This is a genomic window from Streptococcus porcorum (assembly GCF_053203725.1).
In genome coordinates this window covers 1-18,721 of sequence record NZ_JBRUDG010000037.1, presented here as the reverse complement: position 1 = coordinate 18,721, position 18,721 = coordinate 1, and the positions used below count along the sequence as shown (strand labels likewise).

The following is an 18,721-nucleotide window of genomic DNA, read 5'->3' as shown; positions in this document are numbered from 1 at the left end:
ATATGAACCCTTTCTAATGTGAGTTTCGTCGCTTTTCATTATAGGTCATATGGGACCTTTTTCTATATTCAAAAAGGCTCCATAATTTCCACGGTGTTCTTACCCACTACAGAAATTATAGAGCCTAGAAAAATAAGGTCAAATCAAAAGACCCAGATGGGTCTTTTGATTAATCTTCGTTTACGAAAGGCATCAAAGCCATAACGCGAGCACGTTTGATAGCTGTTGTTACTTTACGTTGGTTTTTAGCTGAAGTCCCAGTTACACGACGTGGAAGAATTTTACCACGTTCTGAAACGAAACGGCTAAGAAGCTCAGTATCTTTGTAATCAACATATTCAATTTTGTTAGCTGCGATGTAATCAACTTTTTTACGGCGTTTGAATCCGCCACGACGTTGTTGAGCCATGTTTAGTTCTCCTTTATATATTTAGTTCGTTTAATCCATTAAAATGGTAGATCGTCATCTGAAATATCCATTGGGCTTGAATTTCCAAATGGACTTTCATCTCGACTAAAGTTAGGCGTTTGTGACTGTGAAGGCTGTTGGAAGCCTGATGGTTGGCTATTAAAGCCTTGATCAAAGCTATTAGACTGGTAAGACCCAGAGCTTCCTTCACGTGTAGCACGACTCTCTAAAATTTGAAAAGAGTCTGCAATCACTTCGGTTACATAGACACGCTGACCTTGTTGATTATCGTAGTTACGCGTCTGAATACGACCTGTAACACCAATAAGAGCGCCTTTTTTAGCCCAGTTAGCTAGATTTTCAGCTTGCTGGCGCCAAATCACACAGTTGATAAAATCCGCCTCTCGTTCACCATTTTGATTTTTAAAGTTGCGGTTAACTGCTAAAGTAAAAGTTGCTACTGCTTGGTTACTTGGTGTGTAACGAAGTTCTGCATCGCGGGTCATACGACCAACAAGTACTACATTATTAATCATAAACTACCCTCTTTGTAATTAAGCGTCTACTTTAACGATCATGTGACGAAGAATGTCACCGTTGATTTTTGAAAGACGGTCAAACTCGTTAAGAGCGATATCGTCGTTTGCTTCAACGTTAACGATGTGGTAAAGTCCTTCACGGAAATCTTGGATTTCGTATGCAAGACGACGTTTTTCCCAGTCTTTTGATTCAACAACAGTTGCACCGTTGTCAGTCAAGATAGAGTCAAAGCGTGCTACCAAAGCGTTTTTAGCTTCTTCTTCAATGTTTGGACGAATAATATAAAGAATTTCGTATTTTGCCATTGATATGTTCCTCCTTTTGGTCTAATGACTCATGATCCTTTGTCATGAGTAAGTGAGGTTATTCTCACAAGAAACTATTATACGCTAAAAAATAAAACTATGCAAGAAAAATCTATCGAAGAATAAAAAAACCTTAGAGGACGGACTAATCCTCTAAGGTTTTCCTCTGATCATCAAGAACGCTTTCCAAACTCTTGATTACAGAGTCATTTCATAAGGAGTCATCAAACTCCTTTATCTCCATTTTTATAGCGATTTAAATTCATCATTAGCATGCCGACATACCTCCGATTTTTACTTACTTCTATAAATTTTCAGTTAGAAATCACCATTTTTATACCGTGATACGTTAAATAGAATCATAAAGTAACCTCCTTAATATTAAGGAACTACAACTCGTCTCCGTTTTTATAGCGACTGATATTAAATCTTAACATGACAGTCCCTCACTTTCTTTGGGCGACGTTTTAAAGAAATACTACTTAAACCACTTGATTTTACATTGGATTCACCCCTTAAGCTATTTTTTGCAACAGCCTAAAGTGTCTCCATTTTTATAACGTCCTAAGTTCATACTAAGCATAACTGTTTTCCTCCGACATGTCGTTTCACAGCTCACTTTCACTAATCACCATTTTTATACCGCGATAGATTTAAATGTAACATAAGACCACCTCATAAGGTGAGATATAAAGTTATAAATGTTGCCTACCGTTTTAGGCTCTGTCTCCGTTTTTGTACCGTGCGATATTCAATTTCATCATAGGCTTTTTCTCCTTTGGAAATCTCTTATCCTTCTTTCTGTCTTTATTATAATGTATGCGCTTCCAAAAGTCAAGCTTTTTCTGTAAAAAAAAATCAGCTCATTTGTCTTATTTTTGTGATTTGATAAAATAGACACATGATAAATTTAAAAGATTATGGAATTAACATGTGGGATGAAAAAACCATCCTCTCCTTCAGAAAAACCCTACTAGACTGGTATGATCGTGAAAAGCGGGACTTGCCTTGGAGACGCAGTAAAGACCCTTATCATATCTGGGTGTCTGAAATCATGCTTCAACAAACACAGGTCAAAACAGTTATCCCCTACTATAAGCGATTTTTAGACTGGTTTCCTTCAATCAAAGATCTAGCTCAAGCGCCTGAAGAGAAACTCTTAAAAGCTTGGGAAGGTTTAGGGTACTATTCTCGTGTACGCAATATGCAACAAGCTGCCCAGCAAATCATGGCAGACTTTGATGAAAAATTTCCTAAAACTTTTAAGGAAATTTCTTCTCTAAAGGGAATTGGCCCCTATACTGCAGGAGCTATTGCTAGCATCGCCTTTAACTTACCTGAACCTGCAGTTGATGGGAATGTCATGCGGGTTATGGCTAGATTATTTGAAGTAAATTATGATATTGGGGTCCCTGCAAACCGCAAAATCTTCCAAGCCATCATGGAACAGCTAATTGATCCTGAGCGCCCTGGTGATTTCAACCAAGCTTTGATGGATCTAGGGACCGATATTGAATCGGCTAAAAACCCTAGACCAGAAGATAGCCCAATTAAATTCTTCAGCGCAGCCTATCTTAACGGAACAATGGATAAATACCCTATCAAAGAACCAAAGAAAAAGCCACGTCCTCGATTTTTACAAGCCTTTGTCATTAAAAATTCAGAAGGTGCTTATCTCTTCCAAAAAAATACCAAAGAAGGACTCCTATCTGGTTTTTGGTCTTTTCCTTTATTGGAAACTAGACTTGTCGAACAACAACTTAATCTCTTTGCAGATATAGAGAAAAGCAGTATGACCTTATCTCAAAAAATAAGTTTTGAAGAAAACTATCAGATTCAACCCATTTGGTCAGAAAAAAGTTTTCCACTGGTCAAACATGTCTTTAGTCATCAAAAATGGCAAATTGAACTCTTGGAAGGAGAGATTCAAGATATTGATCTCCATCAACAAAAAGAGCTCCTATGGCTCAAACCTAAGGATTTTGACACCTACCCTTTTGCAACTCCTCAGAAAAAAATGTGGGAAGCCTATCAAACTGCTAATAATGAGTAAGTATCTCCTTAACAGATAAAAAAATAAGAAGCTAGATTTCTTTATCTAGCTTCTTATTTTATGCTAACTCTGCAACAATAGCCTTGATTTGTTCTTTAGTGTGAACACCTGCTACTTGCTTAACCACTTCTCCATCTTTTTTAAACAAAAGCGTTGGGATACTCATGATGCCAAATTGTTGAGCTGTTGCTGGATTTTCATCAACATCAACTTTAACAATTTTTAATTCATCTTCATCTAATTCCTCTGCTAATTGCTCAAGAATAGGAGCTTGCATCAAACATGGACCACACCAAGTTGCCCAAAAATCAACTAAAACAAGCCCTTCACTCGTTTCTGACTCGAAGTTTGCATCTGTTAATACTTGTACCATAATAATCTCCTTTGATTGATAATTATACTTATATTTTACAGATTTCTCAGATTTTTTCCACTATTTGCTACGCTATCCTAGATTAGCAATGGTTGCTCCAGATCCACCTGCATTTTGTGGGGCATAACCAAAACTTTTAACATGCTTATTGCGTCTTAAATATTGGCTAACGCCCTCACGAATAACACCTGTTCCAATACCGTGGATAATGTCAACCTGTGCCATATTATTCAACAATGCCTGATCAATAAAGCTATCTAGTGCCATCATGGCTTCTTCATAGCGCATTCCTCTTAAATCCAGACGAGCACGCGGACCTTGTCCATTTGTTTTTTTCTCAACATGGACTTGTTTTTTCTTAGGCTCTTTAGATTTTTCAACGCTTTCAATCTGAAACTCTTCCTCTTTAAGCGTCATCTTGATTAAACCAACTTGCGCTTCCCAACGTCCATCTTTTAATAACTTGGTGAGACTACCTCTTTGTCCATAGCTAGTAACCACAATTGTATCACCGACTTTTGGAGCACGTTTTTTCTGGGCTTTTTTCAAAACCTTATTTTTAGACAAATCAACCTCAGGGGCTAATTTTTTCAACTGTCCTTTAGCTTCAATAATCTCATGTGGCTTGATCTGGGCTTTAGTGTGCAGATTTTTTAAAATGGCTTCACTCTCACTAAGTGCTAAATCCACAATATCACGCGCTTCTTTCTGGGCTTTTTCGAATTCATTATCTCGCTCACGTGAAAAATCCTGATAGAGCTTTTTAACAGCCCGGTTAAATTTCAGATTATCTTGCTCCACTTCTTTGATATGGTCCAAACGTCTCCTGCTTTCAGCTGTCTGTTTTTCAAGCTGCTCAATAATAAGGTTCACATCTGTGTCGCGATCCGTTAAACGCTCCGCCTCTTCCACAATTTCTAAACCAAGTCCCAGACGCTTAGCAATTTCAAAAGCATTTGAGCGTCCTGGGACACCCTGCATAAAGTGATAAGTCGGTCTTAAACTATCAGTATCAAACTCCATACTAGCATTTTCAACTTGCGGTGTTTCAATACCATAGGCCTTTAATTCTGGATAATGTGTGGTTGCCATGGTCTTGATGTGACGTTTTCTTAAATCTTCTAAAATGGCAATAGCCAGACTAGCCCCTTCTTGCGGATCTGTTCCTGCTCCAAGTTCATCAAATAGAACCAAGCTATCTGCATCAGCTTCTTCCAAAATCGCAACAATATGGGTCATATGACTTGAAAAAGTAGAAAGACTTTGCTCAATAGATTGCTCATCTCCTATATCTGCAAAAATCTGATTAAAAATAGCGACTTTAGAACCCTCATCCGCAAAAATAGGTAAGCCCGATTGAGCCATGAGCTGACTGACACCTAAAGTCTTAATCATAATGGTTTTCCCACCTGTATTGGGACCTGTAATCACAATACTATTTAGGGTTTCAGCAAAATGAAGATCATTGGCAACAGGATTTTTCAAAAGAGGGTGTCGGACATTAACTAACTGAATGGTTTTGTGTTGAGAAATATGAGGAATAGTCGCCTGATAATCTCTCATAAACAGTACTTTGGCTCTAACTAAATCAATATGACCTATCAACCAAGCATTATTTCGAATCGCTTGATGATGAGGTCGAAGCATGTCAGACAAGTCGTGTAAGATGCGACTGATCTCATGCCGTTCATCTGCCTGAGCCTGTGTTATAATCTCGTTTAACTCAACAACTGCCCTTGGCTCGATATAAACCGTACTTCCTGATGCAGAAATATCATGGACAACTCCTGAAATCCGATTCCTGTGGGTATTTTTTACTGGTAAAACACTTCTGCCATTACGACTAGCAATCAAATTTTCAGCCAGGTAGTCTGACTTGCTTTTTAAAAGATCTTGTAAAATCTGTCTGACTTCAGTCTCACTTTTTTGAATGGTGCGTCTAATTTGAGACAGCTCTAAACTAGCAAAACTCTCGACAAATCCTCCATCGTTAATCGCCTCAAGAGCACCTGTTAAATTCGGAAAGACTTCAATGTGCTCAAATAGCCTTCCTAAAGCACGTAACAAAACATTCTCTAAACCTGTATAAAAATGACTCAATTCTGACGACACTCGTAAAACATGCTTAATATCCAGTAACTCTGAAATATTTAAATCCGCATCCCACTCTAAACGCCTCAAAGATTCAGAAATATCCTTAATAGCAGCCACTTTAAAGCCATGAGAAGCGACAAAAATCTCCTCCATGTCCTTAATCTCCGAAAAAGCTTGTTTGATACGGTCACGTTCTGTCATCGGTAGCAAATCTTGCAATTCCTTTTCAGCCTGTTGACTTGCTACATAAGGTAAGAGCAACTGCTTTACCTTATTAAACTCTAAATTTTCTAAAATTCTATTATTCATAATTCTTTCTTTATCAAAAAAAGAGTGGATCAAACTCTTTGCAAACTTAAAGAATTTATCTCACTCCCTATCACTAGATGAGTATCTCTTCTACTTGGCTCCTTGAGCCTTTTACTCTGAGCTATCCTAGACCATTAGTTACCCAGTAATAATGAATCAATTGGCTCGTTATTGGGTTATAGTCGATAAGCATTTTTGCCAAACCTGAATTTAAATGATTTTGAAGGCTAGCATAAGGAACTGTTGCCAACAAGGACAAGAGCATTGTCAACACACTAGCACTAACAAGAAGAGACAGAGTCCCTGCCAATATTTTACCAAACCTACTATCTAGAGGTTGCCATTTTACGGCATGAAAAATAACTCCTAAAAATCGAACAAATAAATACACCACTGTGTAACATAGAATAAAAGCAATCCCTGAGTAAAAAACTTGCCCTAAATCAAACAAAGGAACATCTGTGAAAAAATAAACACTTGCTCCCTCGTCAGCATTAGCATAAGGAACCCACAGGGTCAATACATCAGCCAATCGTTGATAGTTAAGTCCCGCGATAAAAATCGCTAGTATATGGCCAATTGTATAAATCAACTGTAGGAAGAATCCTCTGGCATAACCAAGATAAAATTGCCAAAGCAGAACTAGTAACATAAGCAACGTGATCATTTAGCTTCCTCCGACTGAGTCTGCTCAGATCGATCTTTAATTTGAGCAACTGTCATATATCTGAGTTTTTCCAACTCTTTTTCTTGCTTTTCGATGGCAATCTCTCTTGTCAACTGTGTTGACAGAACATTAATCGCTAATAAGATCGCCAAAGTCTCATTATCAGCATCGGGTAATTTTTCTTTAATGGTGTCATACTTTTCTTTAGCAACCCGCTCGACTTCTTCCATAAAAAGGTTATCTTTATCTGTTGTTAAAGTCAGTTTTTTTTCTCCAAATGTAAATTTATATCTATTTTTAGTTGTCATGATTCATACCTCGCACCCTTTATTATATCGTAAATTTTATAATTGACCAACCTTGAAATAGGAAATCAGCTAAAATAAAACAGTCTGAGACATCACTATCCCAAACTGCTCTGCTATTTAGCCTATAATCCCTTGATAAAATCTCATTATCGGGTCGGAGTATAAACGAGTTTCTCTCCATTTTCTTTTAAAAAGGCAGTTAATTCCGAATCTGGAATTTGGCGAAGATAAAGATTTGCCCTAATCGTCACATCATCTTCTCGACAAGTTGATAAGACCACATATTTGTCAGAAGACTTAATTTCAACCTCTTTATTTTGAGTATGAGCTTTTTCACGGACCTCTTTTAACTGTTCTTCAAATTGTACGGTATTATCAAATGAAGTTCTATAAAAAGCCGTTGTCTCAGGGACAATAATTAAAAAAGCTACCTCATAATAATATTTGCGTTCTGGTGTTTCAATGACCACATAGGGATGTTCATCCATATAAGATTGCTGGTCATAATAATTAACATCATTAAACATGCGATGGTCAGCAACCTGACTTCCTCTAGCATGACCAAATAACCAAGTCAAACTATCAGAAAAGTTTTTGTTATTATCCATATCCATGAAAACAGTTCCCATCAAAGGTTCATTAGCACCTTCAAAAGTCTTGTCAAGATAGGTTTCATTATCTGTAGTTTGAACAATCGGCTCATCCAGTTGTGTCCCTGGTGCATAAATATAACCAATCGTATCAGCATTAGTTGCTTTTAAACCAGTAAACTTATTATTTAAATATTCTTTTTCCTCTGAGCTAACTGTATAGCCTGTTTGTTGTGTCTGCTGCCTTGTTTGTTGTGAAGAAGTGTTAGAAGAAGACTGGTTTGTCTTTGTTCCACAGCCAACCAAGGTCAGCACCATCATGATGGCAAGAAAAATACCTAGCCATTGTTTTTTTAATGAGCTTGTTGTTCTCATTTCTACTCCTTTTTATAAAATCACTCAATACACTAAAAGGGCTACCTACCAATAGGCAACCCTCTTTTCTTCTAAAGACAAGCTTAGATTATTTTACCGCACTTGTTTTTGGAAGAGCTTTTTGTCCTTGAGCTGTATCAGCTTTTGCAACGGATTTAGCCGCTGGTTTTGCAGCAACTTTAGCACCAGCTTCTGTTGTTGAAGCCGCTGCAGTTGTTGAAGCCGCTGTCGCATCTTTTTCTTCTGTTGTTGAAGCAGTTGCAGGTGAATAACCTTGCTCACCTGGAATATTTTGTTGTTTACCTTGAAGGTAAACATCGTACTTACCTTGTGAAGAAGGAGCTGTCAAGTTTCCTTCAACCCAAACACCAGCTTCACCAGTTGCGTTTGCTTTATCAAGAGCATCTTGTTCTGCTTTTTCAGCTGCTGCTTTTTCAGCTGCTGCTTTAGCTGCTGCTTCCTCTGCTTCAAATTGAGCTTTAGCTGCTGCATTTGCTTGCTCTGGTGTAACTACAGAAGAGTTGTCACCACCAAAATAATCAACATATGTTGAACCATCATTAGCAAAGGCTGGTACCGCTACTGCAGCAAGAAGAGCTGCTGCTGAAAGTGAAACGAAAAATTTTTTCATAATATTTTCTCCTTTTTTCATTATCCTAACAATCTTTTTTAACCAGGACAATTACATTTTAACAAACAACTTTTGATATTGCAATGTTTTTTTAGAATGTTTTTTTATTTTTTTTGATTTCTTTTGTGATAAAATAGAGAGCATGAGTACCGTATCGTTAACATTAAAAGCAAAGGAAATTGCTTTACTCACACAAAAACTTTCCTCTTATGCTATACCAAATCGTCACACTTCTGCTGTCTTCACCGCAAAAGCACAGGGGCAGATGGTAACTTTGTATCAGTCAGGAAAATTAGTGATTCAAGGAAATCAAGCTGAAAAACTAGCTGAAACGTTAGGATTAGTAACTCCTGGTCCCAAACTTTCATTAGAGCAAAACGTCCCCCTCATTGGAACTGATGAGGTTGGAAACGGTAGTTACTTTGGTGGGATTGCTGTTGTGGCAAGCTTTGTTGAGCCTAGCCAACACACTTTTTTAAAAAAATTAGGGGTTGGAGATTCCAAAGGACTAACAGATCAAAAAATTCGACAACTTGCGCCTGTTTTAAAGGAAAAAATCGCTCATCGTGCTTTGCTATTATCTCCACAAAAATATAATCAAGTTGTTGGAGAAGGGAAAATGCACAATGCTGTGTCTGTTAAGGTAGCTTTACATAATCAAGCTATCTATCTCCTTATGAAAGACGGTGTAGAGCCTAAACGCATTGTAGTTGATGCTTTTACAACCGCTAAAAATTATGCTAAATATGTAAAATACGAGCAACACCAAGTCTCTATGCCCATTGATTTGATCCAAAAAGCAGAAAATCAATTCCTTGCTGTCGCAGTAAGCTCGATCATTGCTAGAAACTTATTTTTAGAAAACCTTGAGCAATTGGGACAAGACCTTCATCTCACTCTTCCTAGTGGTGCTGGACAAGCATCTGATATGGTAGCAAGCCAAATCATCAAACAATACGGCATAGAAACTCTCTCTCATCTTGCAAAGCTGCACTTTGCAAATACAAAAAAAGCACTAAAACGATTGGAATAACCTTATGACATTCTCTTTTAAATCTTTTCTTAAAGAATGGGGAAGTTTCATCCTCATCTTATCACTGTTCACACTTTCTCGTCTTTTTATTTGGTTCCCTGTAAAAGTCGATGGGCATTCTATGGATCCTACTCTTGCTGATAGCCAACGACTCTTAGTCATCAAAACTGCTAAAATCGAGCGCTTTGACATTGTTGTCGCCAAGGAAGGTGATAAAAACATTGTCAAACGTGTTATTGGAATGCCAGGAGATACGATCAGTTATAATAATGACGTTCTAAGTGTTAATGGTAAGGTTGTTGAAGAAAGCTATCTTAAGGACTACCAAGCTGCTTATAAAAAAGATAAACTCCAATCAACTTATAGTTATAATAGCTACTTCCAAGAATTAGCACAGAATTCTAGCGCCTTTACCACCGATAGCTCTGGTCAAGCAAGTTTCACTGTCACTGTTCCTGAAGGGCAATATTATCTCCTAGGGGATGACCGCATCGTTTCTAAGGACAGTAGAGCAGTGGGGACCTTTGCAAAAGATACCATTATTGGTGAAGCAAAATTTAGAATTTGGCCCGTCTGGCCAATCAGCAATTTAGGAAGCATCGACTAATGATCATTGCTACAAAGTGAGACAAGTACCCTCTTAACATTTGGGAATTGTCCCACTTTTTTAATATAAGGAAAACATTATGGCATATTATTTCTCAGGTACTATTGAACGCGTTATTTTTGAAAACGCCAGTAACTACTTTAAAATTTTACTACTTGACATCGAAGAAACTGATGCTGATTTTTCTGACTTTGAAATCATTGTGACAGGAACCATTGCAGATGTCATTGAAGGAGAGAACTATACCTTTTGGGGCGAGCTCGTCCAACACCCAAAGTACGGCGAACAACTCAAGGTCAGTCGCTATGAAAAAGCAAGACCCACTGCTTCTGGCTTGGTAAAGTATTTTTCAAGCGAGCAATTTAAGGGAATCGGTAAAAAAACCGCTGAGCGCATCGTGGAGCTTTATGGTGAGCATCCTATTGACGCTATCCTAGAAGATCCTAGTCATCTCTCCACCATCACAGGACTATCTAAAGCTAATCGCGACAACTTCCTTGCCAAATTAAGACTAAATTATGGCGCTGAGCAGATCTTATCAAAATTAGCAGAATTAGGACTATCAAACAAACTCGCCCTACAAGTTTTTGAAACCTACAAGGAACAAACGCTTGACATTATCAATAACGAACCTTATCGACTTGTAGAAGATATTAAAGGGATTGGCTTTGCTATTGCAGACCAATTGGCCGAACAATTAGGAATTGCTAGCGATGCTCCCCAACGTTTTCGTGCTGGACTGGTTCATAGCCTGACCGAGCTATCTATTGAACGAGGAGATACTTACGTTGAGGCACGAGACTTATTAGAGGCCAGTCTAACTCTACTTGAAAAGGCAAGACCTATTGAACTTGATCCTAGCCTTGTTGCCAACGAATTAAGCCAGCTTTTAGTAGAAGAAAAAGTTGCCAATGAAGGGACTAAAATTTTCGAAAATACCCTCTACCACTCTGAAAAAGGGATTCATAAACACATCAAACGTCTGCTTGAGCAAAATAATCAGCATACCTTCAAAAAAGAAGCTATCAGTCAGGTCATCCAAAAAGTTGAAAAAAATCTAGGTATTCAGTATGATAGTACCCAAAAAGAAGCTATCCACCAAGCTATCACCAACCCATTTTTTATCCTAACAGGCGGTCCTGGTACTGGAAAAACCACAGTTATTAACGGTATTATTTCAGTTTATGCTGACTTACATGGAATTGATTTACATAAAAATGATCTTCCCATCATCCTTGCAGCTCCTACTGGGCGAGCTAGCCGTCGGATGAACGAGTTAACAGGGCTTCCTAGTGCCACCATCCATAGACACCTTGGGTTAACAGGAGATCAAGAAGACTACCAAGGCTTAGAGGACTACTTAGATTGTGATCTTATCATCATTGATGAGTTTTCGATGGTGGATACTTGGTTGGCCTATAAACTATTCACCTCCATCTCCAGCCGCACACAAGTCATTATTGTTGGAGATGCAGATCAGCTACCTTCTGTTGGGCCTGGACAAGTTTTAGCTGATTTTTTAAAAATTGCAGAGCTACCACAAGTCTCCCTCACTAAAATCTTTAGACAATCTGATGATTCTACTATTGTATCCTTAGCTAGCCAAATTCGACAAGGAATCATTCCTCCTGATTTTACTGAAAAAAAAGCAGACCGTAGCTATTTTGAAGCACAGGCCAATCATATTCCTCAAATGGTAACTAAAATTGTTGCTGCAGCCATTAAAAGTGGCATTGACCCACAGGAAATCCAGATTTTAGCCCCTATGTATCGTGGCGATGCTGGTATTGATAAACTTAACCAACTCCTACAAGATTTGTTAAACCCACTTGATGACCAGCTAAGCTTTTCTTTTAATGATATCAGCTTTAGGAAAGCAGATAAGGTCTTACACCTTATTAACGATGCTGAAAATAATGTTTTTAATGGCGATATTGGCTACATCACCGATCTGATTCCCGCAAAATATACCGAGTCCAAACAAGATGAGCTCATCATTAATTTCGATGGTGCTGAGGTCACTTACCCTCGTAATGAGTGGGCAAAAATAACTCTAGCTTATGCTATGAGTATCCATAAGTCACAAGGGAGTGAATTTCAAGTGGTTATCTTACCCATTACTCGATCTAGTGGTCGCATGCTCCAAAGAAACCTGATTTATACCGCCATCACTCGTTCCAAAAGTAAACTGATTCTATTAGGAGAATACACAGCTTTTGATTATGCTATCAAAAATGAAGGGGCCAAACGTCACACCTACCTTGTTGAACGTTTTCTAGGAACAGAACCACTTTCAGAAAAAAACACTAAACAAGACCAAAACGCTCCTCTAAATAAGGATAGCGAACAGTATCGTCTGACAGAAGCTAATTTTCTATCTATTGACCCCATGATTGGCTTGACGGATGAGGATATTCTGCAATTTTTTAAAAAAACTTCGTAGCATATAGACACTTTGATTAAAAAGTTTTATAATGATGGTGTCATCTATCTTAATTTTTAGGAGGTTATGCTATGTTATCAAAAGAAAAGTTAAAACAAAGTCTTGCTAGTAGCAATACTGCCGTCCTCATTCTGAATATCATCTTTCTCATTTTTGGATTATTTGGTGTTTTAGGACTTGTCACACTTGCTATGAACCTGGAAGAGTTTATCAAACAAGTGCCTGATCAAGAAGCAGTCTATCGCGCCAGCTTAACTCCGCTAGCTATTTTAGGCGTTGTTGCCAGTGTCACTATCACGGCAACCATTGTTATTTTATCCTGGTTAAACCGCAAACGCATCCAAAATAATCAGCCTTCTAAACTCCCTTACTATCTTGGGGCAGCTCTTCAACTCTATACTTGTTTGACTAATATCTTCAGCCTCTTTTTAGCAAAAGCTAGTACAGGAATTTTACTAGGACTTGGGATCAACTTAGCCCTTCTTGCCCTCTATGTTTTTGTGCTTTACAAAATCAATCAACTCGAAAAAGCAATTGCTGAATCATAAAGCAATCATTTAAAACAAGCTCCATGAGCCAAAGCTCATGGAGCTTGTTCTTTTTTAAGATTATCATCCCTAAATTTTTAGCTTTATAAGGGCTTAAAAACACCCATCTTGGCTCAATTTTCCCTTAAACATAATACAAGTAAACTCCTCACAACAGCCTATCTGCAAATAAAAAAGATAATTCCATAATAGAACTATCTTTTCACTCAATTTTATGCAAATACAGAAATACGTTCTTTGCTGTAACCACCTTTTTCAGCAATATCAACCAAAGCCACCGCATAGTCGGCATAACTGATATAGCTTTCACCTTCGTCATTGACTTGGAAAAACTCTCCAGCAAGGGTATAGGTACCTGTCTTTGGACCTTCCGCATCAAAATCGGCTGCTGGACTGATGTAGGTCCAATTGACGGCTGTCGCCTGACGATAAATCTCAAGACCTGCTCCCATCGCCTCAGCAATTGGTAGGTATTCTGCAGGGAAATCTGGCGCATCCTTAAGCATAGCTGTCTGGCTCTCATCTAGATAAAGGCTACCTGCACCACCAACTACTAAGAGACGAGTTGGACTATCTGCAAGGATGGTTGCTAGATGCTCAGCTAGGCGACTGTGACCTGGCAAGGTTTCTGGCGTCCAAGCACCAAAGGCATTGACTACTACATCAAATCCTGCCAAGTCTTCCTTGGTCAAATCAAAAGCATCTTTTTGAAGAACATCTTGAGCTGCACTCTTGTTTTCAGAACGGACAATGGCCGTCACCTGATGACCACGTTCTACTGCTTCCTTTGCAATGGCTTGACCTGCTTGACCGTTGGCTGCGATAATGGCTAATTTCATGTTGATACCTCACTTATTTTGTTGTAATGTTTTTATTTACAATGACAGTATAACCTTACCTTGTTGTAATGTCAGGTGTTACAACAAAGAAAATTTAAAAAAATCATCACGAAGATGATTTTTCTTGAAAATATGGCTACAATTCTGCCAATAAATCAGCAATGGTCGTCCTTCCCAACTCTCTTTCCAGAGCCGACTGGGCATTCTCTAGACGATGATCCAGTAAAGGATGAATATTACGACCTACCTGACAGTTTGGATTGGGCTGCTCATGAAAGCCGAAGAGTTGTCCCTTTTCGCCAAACAACTCTACAGCCTGATAGACCTGTAAGAGAGTCATCTGGTCTGGAGCCTTTGCCAAGCGGGCACCTCCGACCCCACGCGCCACCTGAACCAGACCTGCCGCTTTGAGCTGAGCTAAAATATTTCGGATAATGACAGGATTGACACCCACACTGCCAGCAATGCTGGTACTGGTCTGTTTTTCCTTTTCTCCCTCCAAGGCCAGTAAGACCAAAATATGACTGGCTATGGTAAATCTACTCGAAATTTGCATCTTTTCTCCTTTTTTTCAGTCTAACACAGACCCTATCAGAACTCAAGTCTGAAAATTAGTGACTGTTACCCCTAACAAGCGAATGCCTTTTTCAGCCTGCCCTACCTCTTCAAATAATTGACGAACTTCTCTTTCAATTACTTCTGATTGATCAGTGTATTCATCCAAACTATGCCGCTTTGTCAAGGTTGAAAAGTCACCATAACGAAGCTTCAACACAATGGTTCGTCCTTTTTTCTCATTTCTTTCTAAACTAGCTGCTACTCGTTGACAAAGGCTAATCAGCTCTTTTAGCACATCCTCATCACGATAGAGCAGTTTACGATAAGTTCGCTCCTTACCGATGGACTTACGAACGCGGTTGGCTTTTACTGGACTATTTGAAATACCTCTTGCTTTACGATACAAATCATAGCCAAATCGACCAAATTTATCAATCAAAACCATTTCAGGCACATCTAACAAATCCTTTCCTGTAAAAACTTCCATCTCATGCAGGCGTTCCACCGTTTTCTTCCCAACACCGTGAAATTTTTCAACAGGTAGCGATGATAAAACACTGACAGCATCTTCTGGTAAAATCACCGTCAAGCCATGCGGCTTTTCCATGTCCGAAGCAATTTTTGCCAAAAATTTATTGTAGGAAACACCTGCAGATGCTGTGAGATGTAATTCATTCCAAATATCATGTTGGATTAACATAGCAACCTTTACCGCTGAGCTTAAGCCTAGCTTATTTTCTGTCACATCTAGATAGGCCTCATCAATGGACATAGGCTCTACTAAGTCTGTGTAGCGATAAAAAATCTCCCTGACCTGTTGCCCCACTGTCTGATATTTTTCATAATTTCCAGAAACAAAAATAGCTTGTGGACAACGTTCATAAGCTTCTTTTGAAGACATGGCTGAATGAATCCCAAATTTTCTAGCTTCATAGTTAGCTGTTGAGACAACCCCTCTTCCACCTGTTAAACGGGGATCTGCACCAATGACCAGAGGTTTCCCCTTCAAAACAGGATTATCTCGCTCTTCAACAGAGGCGAAAAAAGCATCCATATCAATGTGAATAATTTTTCGTGAGGTATCATTGATTAGAGGAAAAATTAACATCGCAAAATTACCACTCTCTATTATCTGAATTATCCCTACAAATTAGAGAAAATATAATACAGTTAGCTATTTTTAAGAATCTGTATTATAAAAGATTTTCTTTAAAATCACTTTTTTAGTTGTGAAAGCGTTTACTGTATGATATTATATATAAGTAAGTATAACACAGATTGTGTTTTTAAGTATTGAAGGAGAGTCTTACTATGGCAACTGTAAAAACAAACACTGATGTTTTTGAAAAAGCTTGGGAAGGTTTTAAAGGAACCGATTGGCGTGACAAAGCTAGTGTAACACGTTTTGTACAAGCAAACTACACACCGTATGATGGTGATGAAAGTTTCCTTGCTGGACCAACTGAGCGTTCTCTTCACATTAAAAAAATTATTGAAGAAACAAAAGCAGGCTACGAAGCAACTCGTTTCCCTATGGATGTCGATCGTGCAACATCTATTGCTGATATTCCAGCAGGGTTCATTGATAAAGATAATGAATTGATTTTTGGGATCCAAAATGATGAGTTGTTCAAATTAAACTTCATGCCAAAAGGCGGTATTCGTATGGCTGAGACAACACTCATCGAAAACGGATACGAGCCTGATCCTGTTCTTCATGAAATTTATACAAAACACGCTACAACAGTTAATGACGGTATCTTCCGTGCCTACACTGCTGATATCCGCCGTGCGCGTCACTCTCACCACGTTTCTGGTCTTCCAGATGCTTACTCACGCGGCCGTATCATTGGGATGTATGCCCGTCTTGCCCTTTATGGTGCAGACTACTTGATGCAAGAAAAAGTAAATGATTGGAATGCTATCACTGAAATTGATGAAGAAACTATCCGTCTTCGTGAAGAAATCAATATGCAGTATCAAGCTCTTCAACAAGTGGTTCAACTTGGTGATAACTATGGCGTTGATGTGCGTAAACCAGCTATGAACACCAAGGAAGCTATCCAATGGACAAACATTGCTTTCATGGCTGTAGCTCGTGTCATTAATGGTGCTGCAACTTCTCTCGGTCGTGTTCCAATTGTTCTTGACATCTATGCTGAACGTGACTTGGCTCGCGGTACATTTACTGAATCTGAAATCCAAGAATTTGTTGATGACTTCGTATTGAAACTTCGTACAGTGAAATTTGCTCGTACAAAAGCTTTTGATGAAATCTACTCTGGTGACCCTACTTTCTTGACAACATCTATGGCAGGTATGGGTAACGATGGTCGTCACCGTGTTACAAAAATGGACTACCGTTTCTTGAACACTCTTGACAACATCGGCAACTCTCCAGAGCCAAACTTGACAGTTCTTTGGTCTGACCAATTACCATATTCATTCCGTCGTTACTGTATGGCAATGAGCCACAAACACTCTTCTATCCAATATGAAGGGGTAACAACTATGGCTAAAGATGGCTATGGTGAAATGTCATGTATCTCTTGCTGTGTGTCACCACTTGACCCAGAAAGCGAAGAAAAACGCCACAATATCCAATACTTCGGTGCGCGTGTCAACGTTTTGAAAGCTCTTCTTTCAAGCTGGAACAACGGTTACGATGATGTCCACAAAGACTACAAAGTATTTGACGGAGTTGAGCCAAATACTTCTGAAATCTTCGATTATGACCAAGTCATTGCAAACTTTGAAAAAGCCCTTGACTGGTTGACAGATACCTATGTAGATGCTATGAACATCATCCACTACATGACAGATAAGTACAACTATGAAGCTGTTCAAATGGCCTTCTTGCCAACTCACCTACGCGCTAACATGGGATTCGGTATCTGTGGATTTGCAAATACTGTTGACTCTTTATCAGCAATCAAGTACGCACAAGTGAAACCAATCCGTGACGAAGATGGCTTCATCTACGATTACGAAGTAACTGGCGACTTCCCACGTTATGGTGAAGACGACGATCGTGTAGATGACATTGCGAAATGGCTCATGGAAGCTTTCTTCACTCGTTTGAACAAACACAAACTTTACAAAAATGCTGAAGCAACTGTGTCTATCTTGACTATTACATCAAACGTTGCTTACTCTAAACAAACAGCTAACTCACCAGTTCACCGTGGTGTCTTCCTTAATGAAGATGGCTCTGTTAACACTTCTAAAGTAGAATTCTTCCCACCAGGTGCTAACCCAACTTCTAAATCTCGCGGTGGTTGGTTACAAAACTTGAACTCCTTGTCTAAACTTGAATTTGCTCATGCCAATGATGGTATTTCATTGACAACACAAGTTTCTCCACGTGCTCTTGGTAAAACATTCGATGAACAAGTTGATAACTTAGTCACTATTCTTGATGGCTACTTTGAAAATGGTGGTCAGCACGTTAACCTAAACGTTATGGACTTAAACGATGTTTACGAAAAAATCATGGCTGGTGAAGATGTTATCGTACGTATCTCTGGATACTGTGTTAACACTAAATACCTTACAAAAGAACAAAAAACTGAATTGACACAACGTGTCTTCCACGAAGTTCTTTCAATAGATGATCACGCTGCCGAAGTATCAGGAAGCTAATAAAAAAATAAAAGAGTTTGGATTGTCAAGCCCTAGATAAAATGGACAGTTAAAAAAGTTTAGAAGGTATGCTTCCCTAAATTCTAAGGGAGTCATACCTTTTAATTTTTCTTGTGGTCTGTGGCAATTATACCAGTCGATGTATTCCCTGATTTGTTGGATGAGGGCTTCCCTATCCTCAGGCGAAAATAGTCTCAAGGATTCACTCTTCAAGTGGGAAAAGAAATTCTCACATGCCGCATTATCATAACAATTTCCCTTGCCAGAATAAGAAATGGTCACACCGTATTGATCTAATTTTCGGAGATACTGTTGATTGGTATATTGAAAACCTTGGTCAGAATGAAGGATACAGACTTTGGTTGAATCCCAAGAATCGTGAAAGACCTGATCTATA

At 38.7% G+C, this 18,721-nt stretch carries 18 protein-coding genes and 1 pseudogene; 6 read left to right on the top strand and 13 right to left on the bottom strand.

Annotated features, from left to right (window positions below):
• Positions 1–169: 169 nt before the first annotated feature.
• Genes rpsR through rpsF form a run of 3 tightly spaced genes read right to left on the bottom strand, consistent with a single transcriptional unit; the run spans position 170 to position 1,254 of the window.
• Positions 170–409: a 30S ribosomal protein S18 gene (gene rpsR / locus ACVRWY_RS08390; protein ID WP_000068664.1), complete on the bottom strand. Its 240-nt coding sequence runs from the start codon at positions 407–409 to the stop codon at positions 170–172.
• A gap of 38 nt (positions 410–447) precedes the next feature.
• Entirely contained in the window at positions 448–945 is a 498-nt protein-coding gene (locus ACVRWY_RS08385) for a single-stranded DNA-binding protein (protein WP_354369760.1), read from the bottom strand.
• A gap of 18 nt (positions 946–963) precedes the next feature.
• The gene (gene rpsF / locus ACVRWY_RS08380; RefSeq protein ID WP_354369759.1) at positions 964–1,254 is read right to left on the bottom strand and encodes a 30S ribosomal protein S6; all 291 of its coding nucleotides are present in this window, start codon (positions 1,252–1,254) and stop codon (positions 964–966) included.
• Positions 1,255–2,155: 901 nt separating this feature from the next.
• On the opposite strand from rpsF, the gene mutY reads away from it, so the two are divergent.
• Complete coding sequence (mutY, locus tag ACVRWY_RS08375; RefSeq protein WP_354369758.1) at positions 2,156–3,307, top strand: A/G-specific adenine glycosylase; 1,152 nt, start codon at positions 2,156–2,158, stop codon at positions 3,305–3,307.
• 58 nt (positions 3,308–3,365) lie between these two features.
• On the opposite strand, the gene trxA is transcribed toward mutY, so the two are convergent.
• The 6 genes from trxA to ACVRWY_RS08345 form a co-directional block, all read right to left on the bottom strand.
• Positions 3,366–3,680, bottom strand: a complete 315-nt coding sequence (gene trxA, locus ACVRWY_RS08370) for a thioredoxin (RefSeq protein WP_354369757.1) — start codon at positions 3,678–3,680, stop codon at positions 3,366–3,368.
• Positions 3,681–3,752: 72 nt separating this feature from the next.
• On the bottom strand, positions 3,753–6,083 hold the full coding sequence (locus ACVRWY_RS08365) for an endonuclease MutS2 (protein ID WP_354369756.1): 2,331 nt from the start codon (positions 6,081–6,083) through the stop codon (positions 3,753–3,755).
• A gap of 121 nt (positions 6,084–6,204) precedes the next feature.
• On the bottom strand, positions 6,205–6,750 hold the full coding sequence (locus ACVRWY_RS08360) for a CvpA family protein (protein WP_354369755.1): 546 nt from the start codon (positions 6,748–6,750) through the stop codon (positions 6,205–6,207).
• Positions 6,747–7,058, bottom strand: coding sequence for a hypothetical protein (locus ACVRWY_RS08355; protein WP_354369754.1), 312 nt, complete (start codon positions 7,056–7,058; stop codon positions 6,747–6,749). Before ACVRWY_RS08355 ends, ACVRWY_RS08360 begins: the two co-directional genes overlap by 4 nt.
• A 146-nt stretch (positions 7,059–7,204) precedes the next feature.
• Positions 7,205–8,023, bottom strand: a complete 819-nt coding sequence (gene srtB / locus ACVRWY_RS08350) for a class B sortase, LPKTxAVK-specific (protein ID WP_354369753.1) — start codon at positions 8,021–8,023, stop codon at positions 7,205–7,207.
• 88 nt (positions 8,024–8,111) lie between these two features.
• A complete protein-coding gene (locus ACVRWY_RS08345; protein WP_354369752.1) occupies positions 8,112–8,654 on the bottom strand; it encodes an LPKTxAVK-anchored surface protein in 543 nt (180 codons plus the stop codon).
• Between the two features lie 142 nt (positions 8,655–8,796).
• Between ACVRWY_RS08345 and rnhC the strand changes: the two genes are divergently transcribed.
• From rnhC to ACVRWY_RS08325, 4 genes and pseudogenes are all read left to right on the top strand, one after another.
• Complete coding sequence (gene rnhC / locus ACVRWY_RS08340) at positions 8,797–9,687, top strand: ribonuclease HIII (protein WP_354369751.1); 891 nt, start codon at positions 8,797–8,799, stop codon at positions 9,685–9,687.
• Between the two features lie 4 nt (positions 9,688–9,691).
• Positions 9,692–10,294 carry a signal peptidase I gene (gene lepB, locus ACVRWY_RS08335; protein ID WP_354369750.1) on the top strand — a complete coding sequence of 201 codons (603 nt, stop codon included), beginning with the start codon at positions 9,692–9,694 and terminating at the stop codon, positions 10,292–10,294.
• Between the two features lie 79 nt (positions 10,295–10,373).
• Positions 10,374–12,576 (top strand): annotated as a pseudogene (gene recD2 / locus ACVRWY_RS08330) (SF1B family DNA helicase RecD2); the annotation flags it as partial.
• Between the two features lie 232 nt (positions 12,577–12,808).
• The gene (locus ACVRWY_RS08325; protein ID WP_354369748.1) at positions 12,809–13,285 is read left to right on the top strand and encodes a hypothetical protein; all 477 of its coding nucleotides are present in this window, start codon (positions 12,809–12,811) and stop codon (positions 13,283–13,285) included.
• 212 nt (positions 13,286–13,497) lie between these two features.
• Here ACVRWY_RS08325 and ACVRWY_RS08320 read toward each other — a convergent pair whose 3' ends face one another.
• From ACVRWY_RS08320 to dinB, 3 genes are all read right to left on the bottom strand, one after another.
• Positions 13,498–14,124 (bottom strand): NAD(P)-dependent oxidoreductase, encoded by a 627-nt coding sequence (locus ACVRWY_RS08320; protein ID WP_354369747.1) that lies wholly within the window; start codon positions 14,122–14,124, stop codon positions 13,498–13,500.
• A gap of 136 nt (positions 14,125–14,260) precedes the next feature.
• Positions 14,261–14,680 (bottom strand): Rrf2 family transcriptional regulator, encoded by a 420-nt coding sequence (locus ACVRWY_RS08315; RefSeq protein WP_354369746.1) that lies wholly within the window; start codon positions 14,678–14,680, stop codon positions 14,261–14,263.
• A 42-nt stretch (positions 14,681–14,722) separates the two neighbouring features.
• The gene (gene dinB / locus ACVRWY_RS08310) at positions 14,723–15,790 is read right to left on the bottom strand and encodes a DNA polymerase IV (protein ID WP_354369745.1); all 1,068 of its coding nucleotides are present in this window, start codon (positions 15,788–15,790) and stop codon (positions 14,723–14,725) included.
• Between the two features lie 203 nt (positions 15,791–15,993).
• On the opposite strand from dinB, the gene pflB reads away from it, so the two are divergent.
• Positions 15,994–18,324 (top strand): formate C-acetyltransferase, encoded by a 2,331-nt coding sequence (gene pflB, locus ACVRWY_RS08305; protein ID WP_354369744.1) that lies wholly within the window; start codon positions 15,994–15,996, stop codon positions 18,322–18,324.
• Here the strand turns inward: pflB and ACVRWY_RS08300 are convergent.
• On the bottom strand, positions 18,313–18,721 hold a 409-nt coding region (locus tag ACVRWY_RS08300; protein ID WP_447455790.1), incomplete at its 5' end, for an IS3 family transposase. The genes pflB and ACVRWY_RS08300 overlap by 12 nt on opposite strands.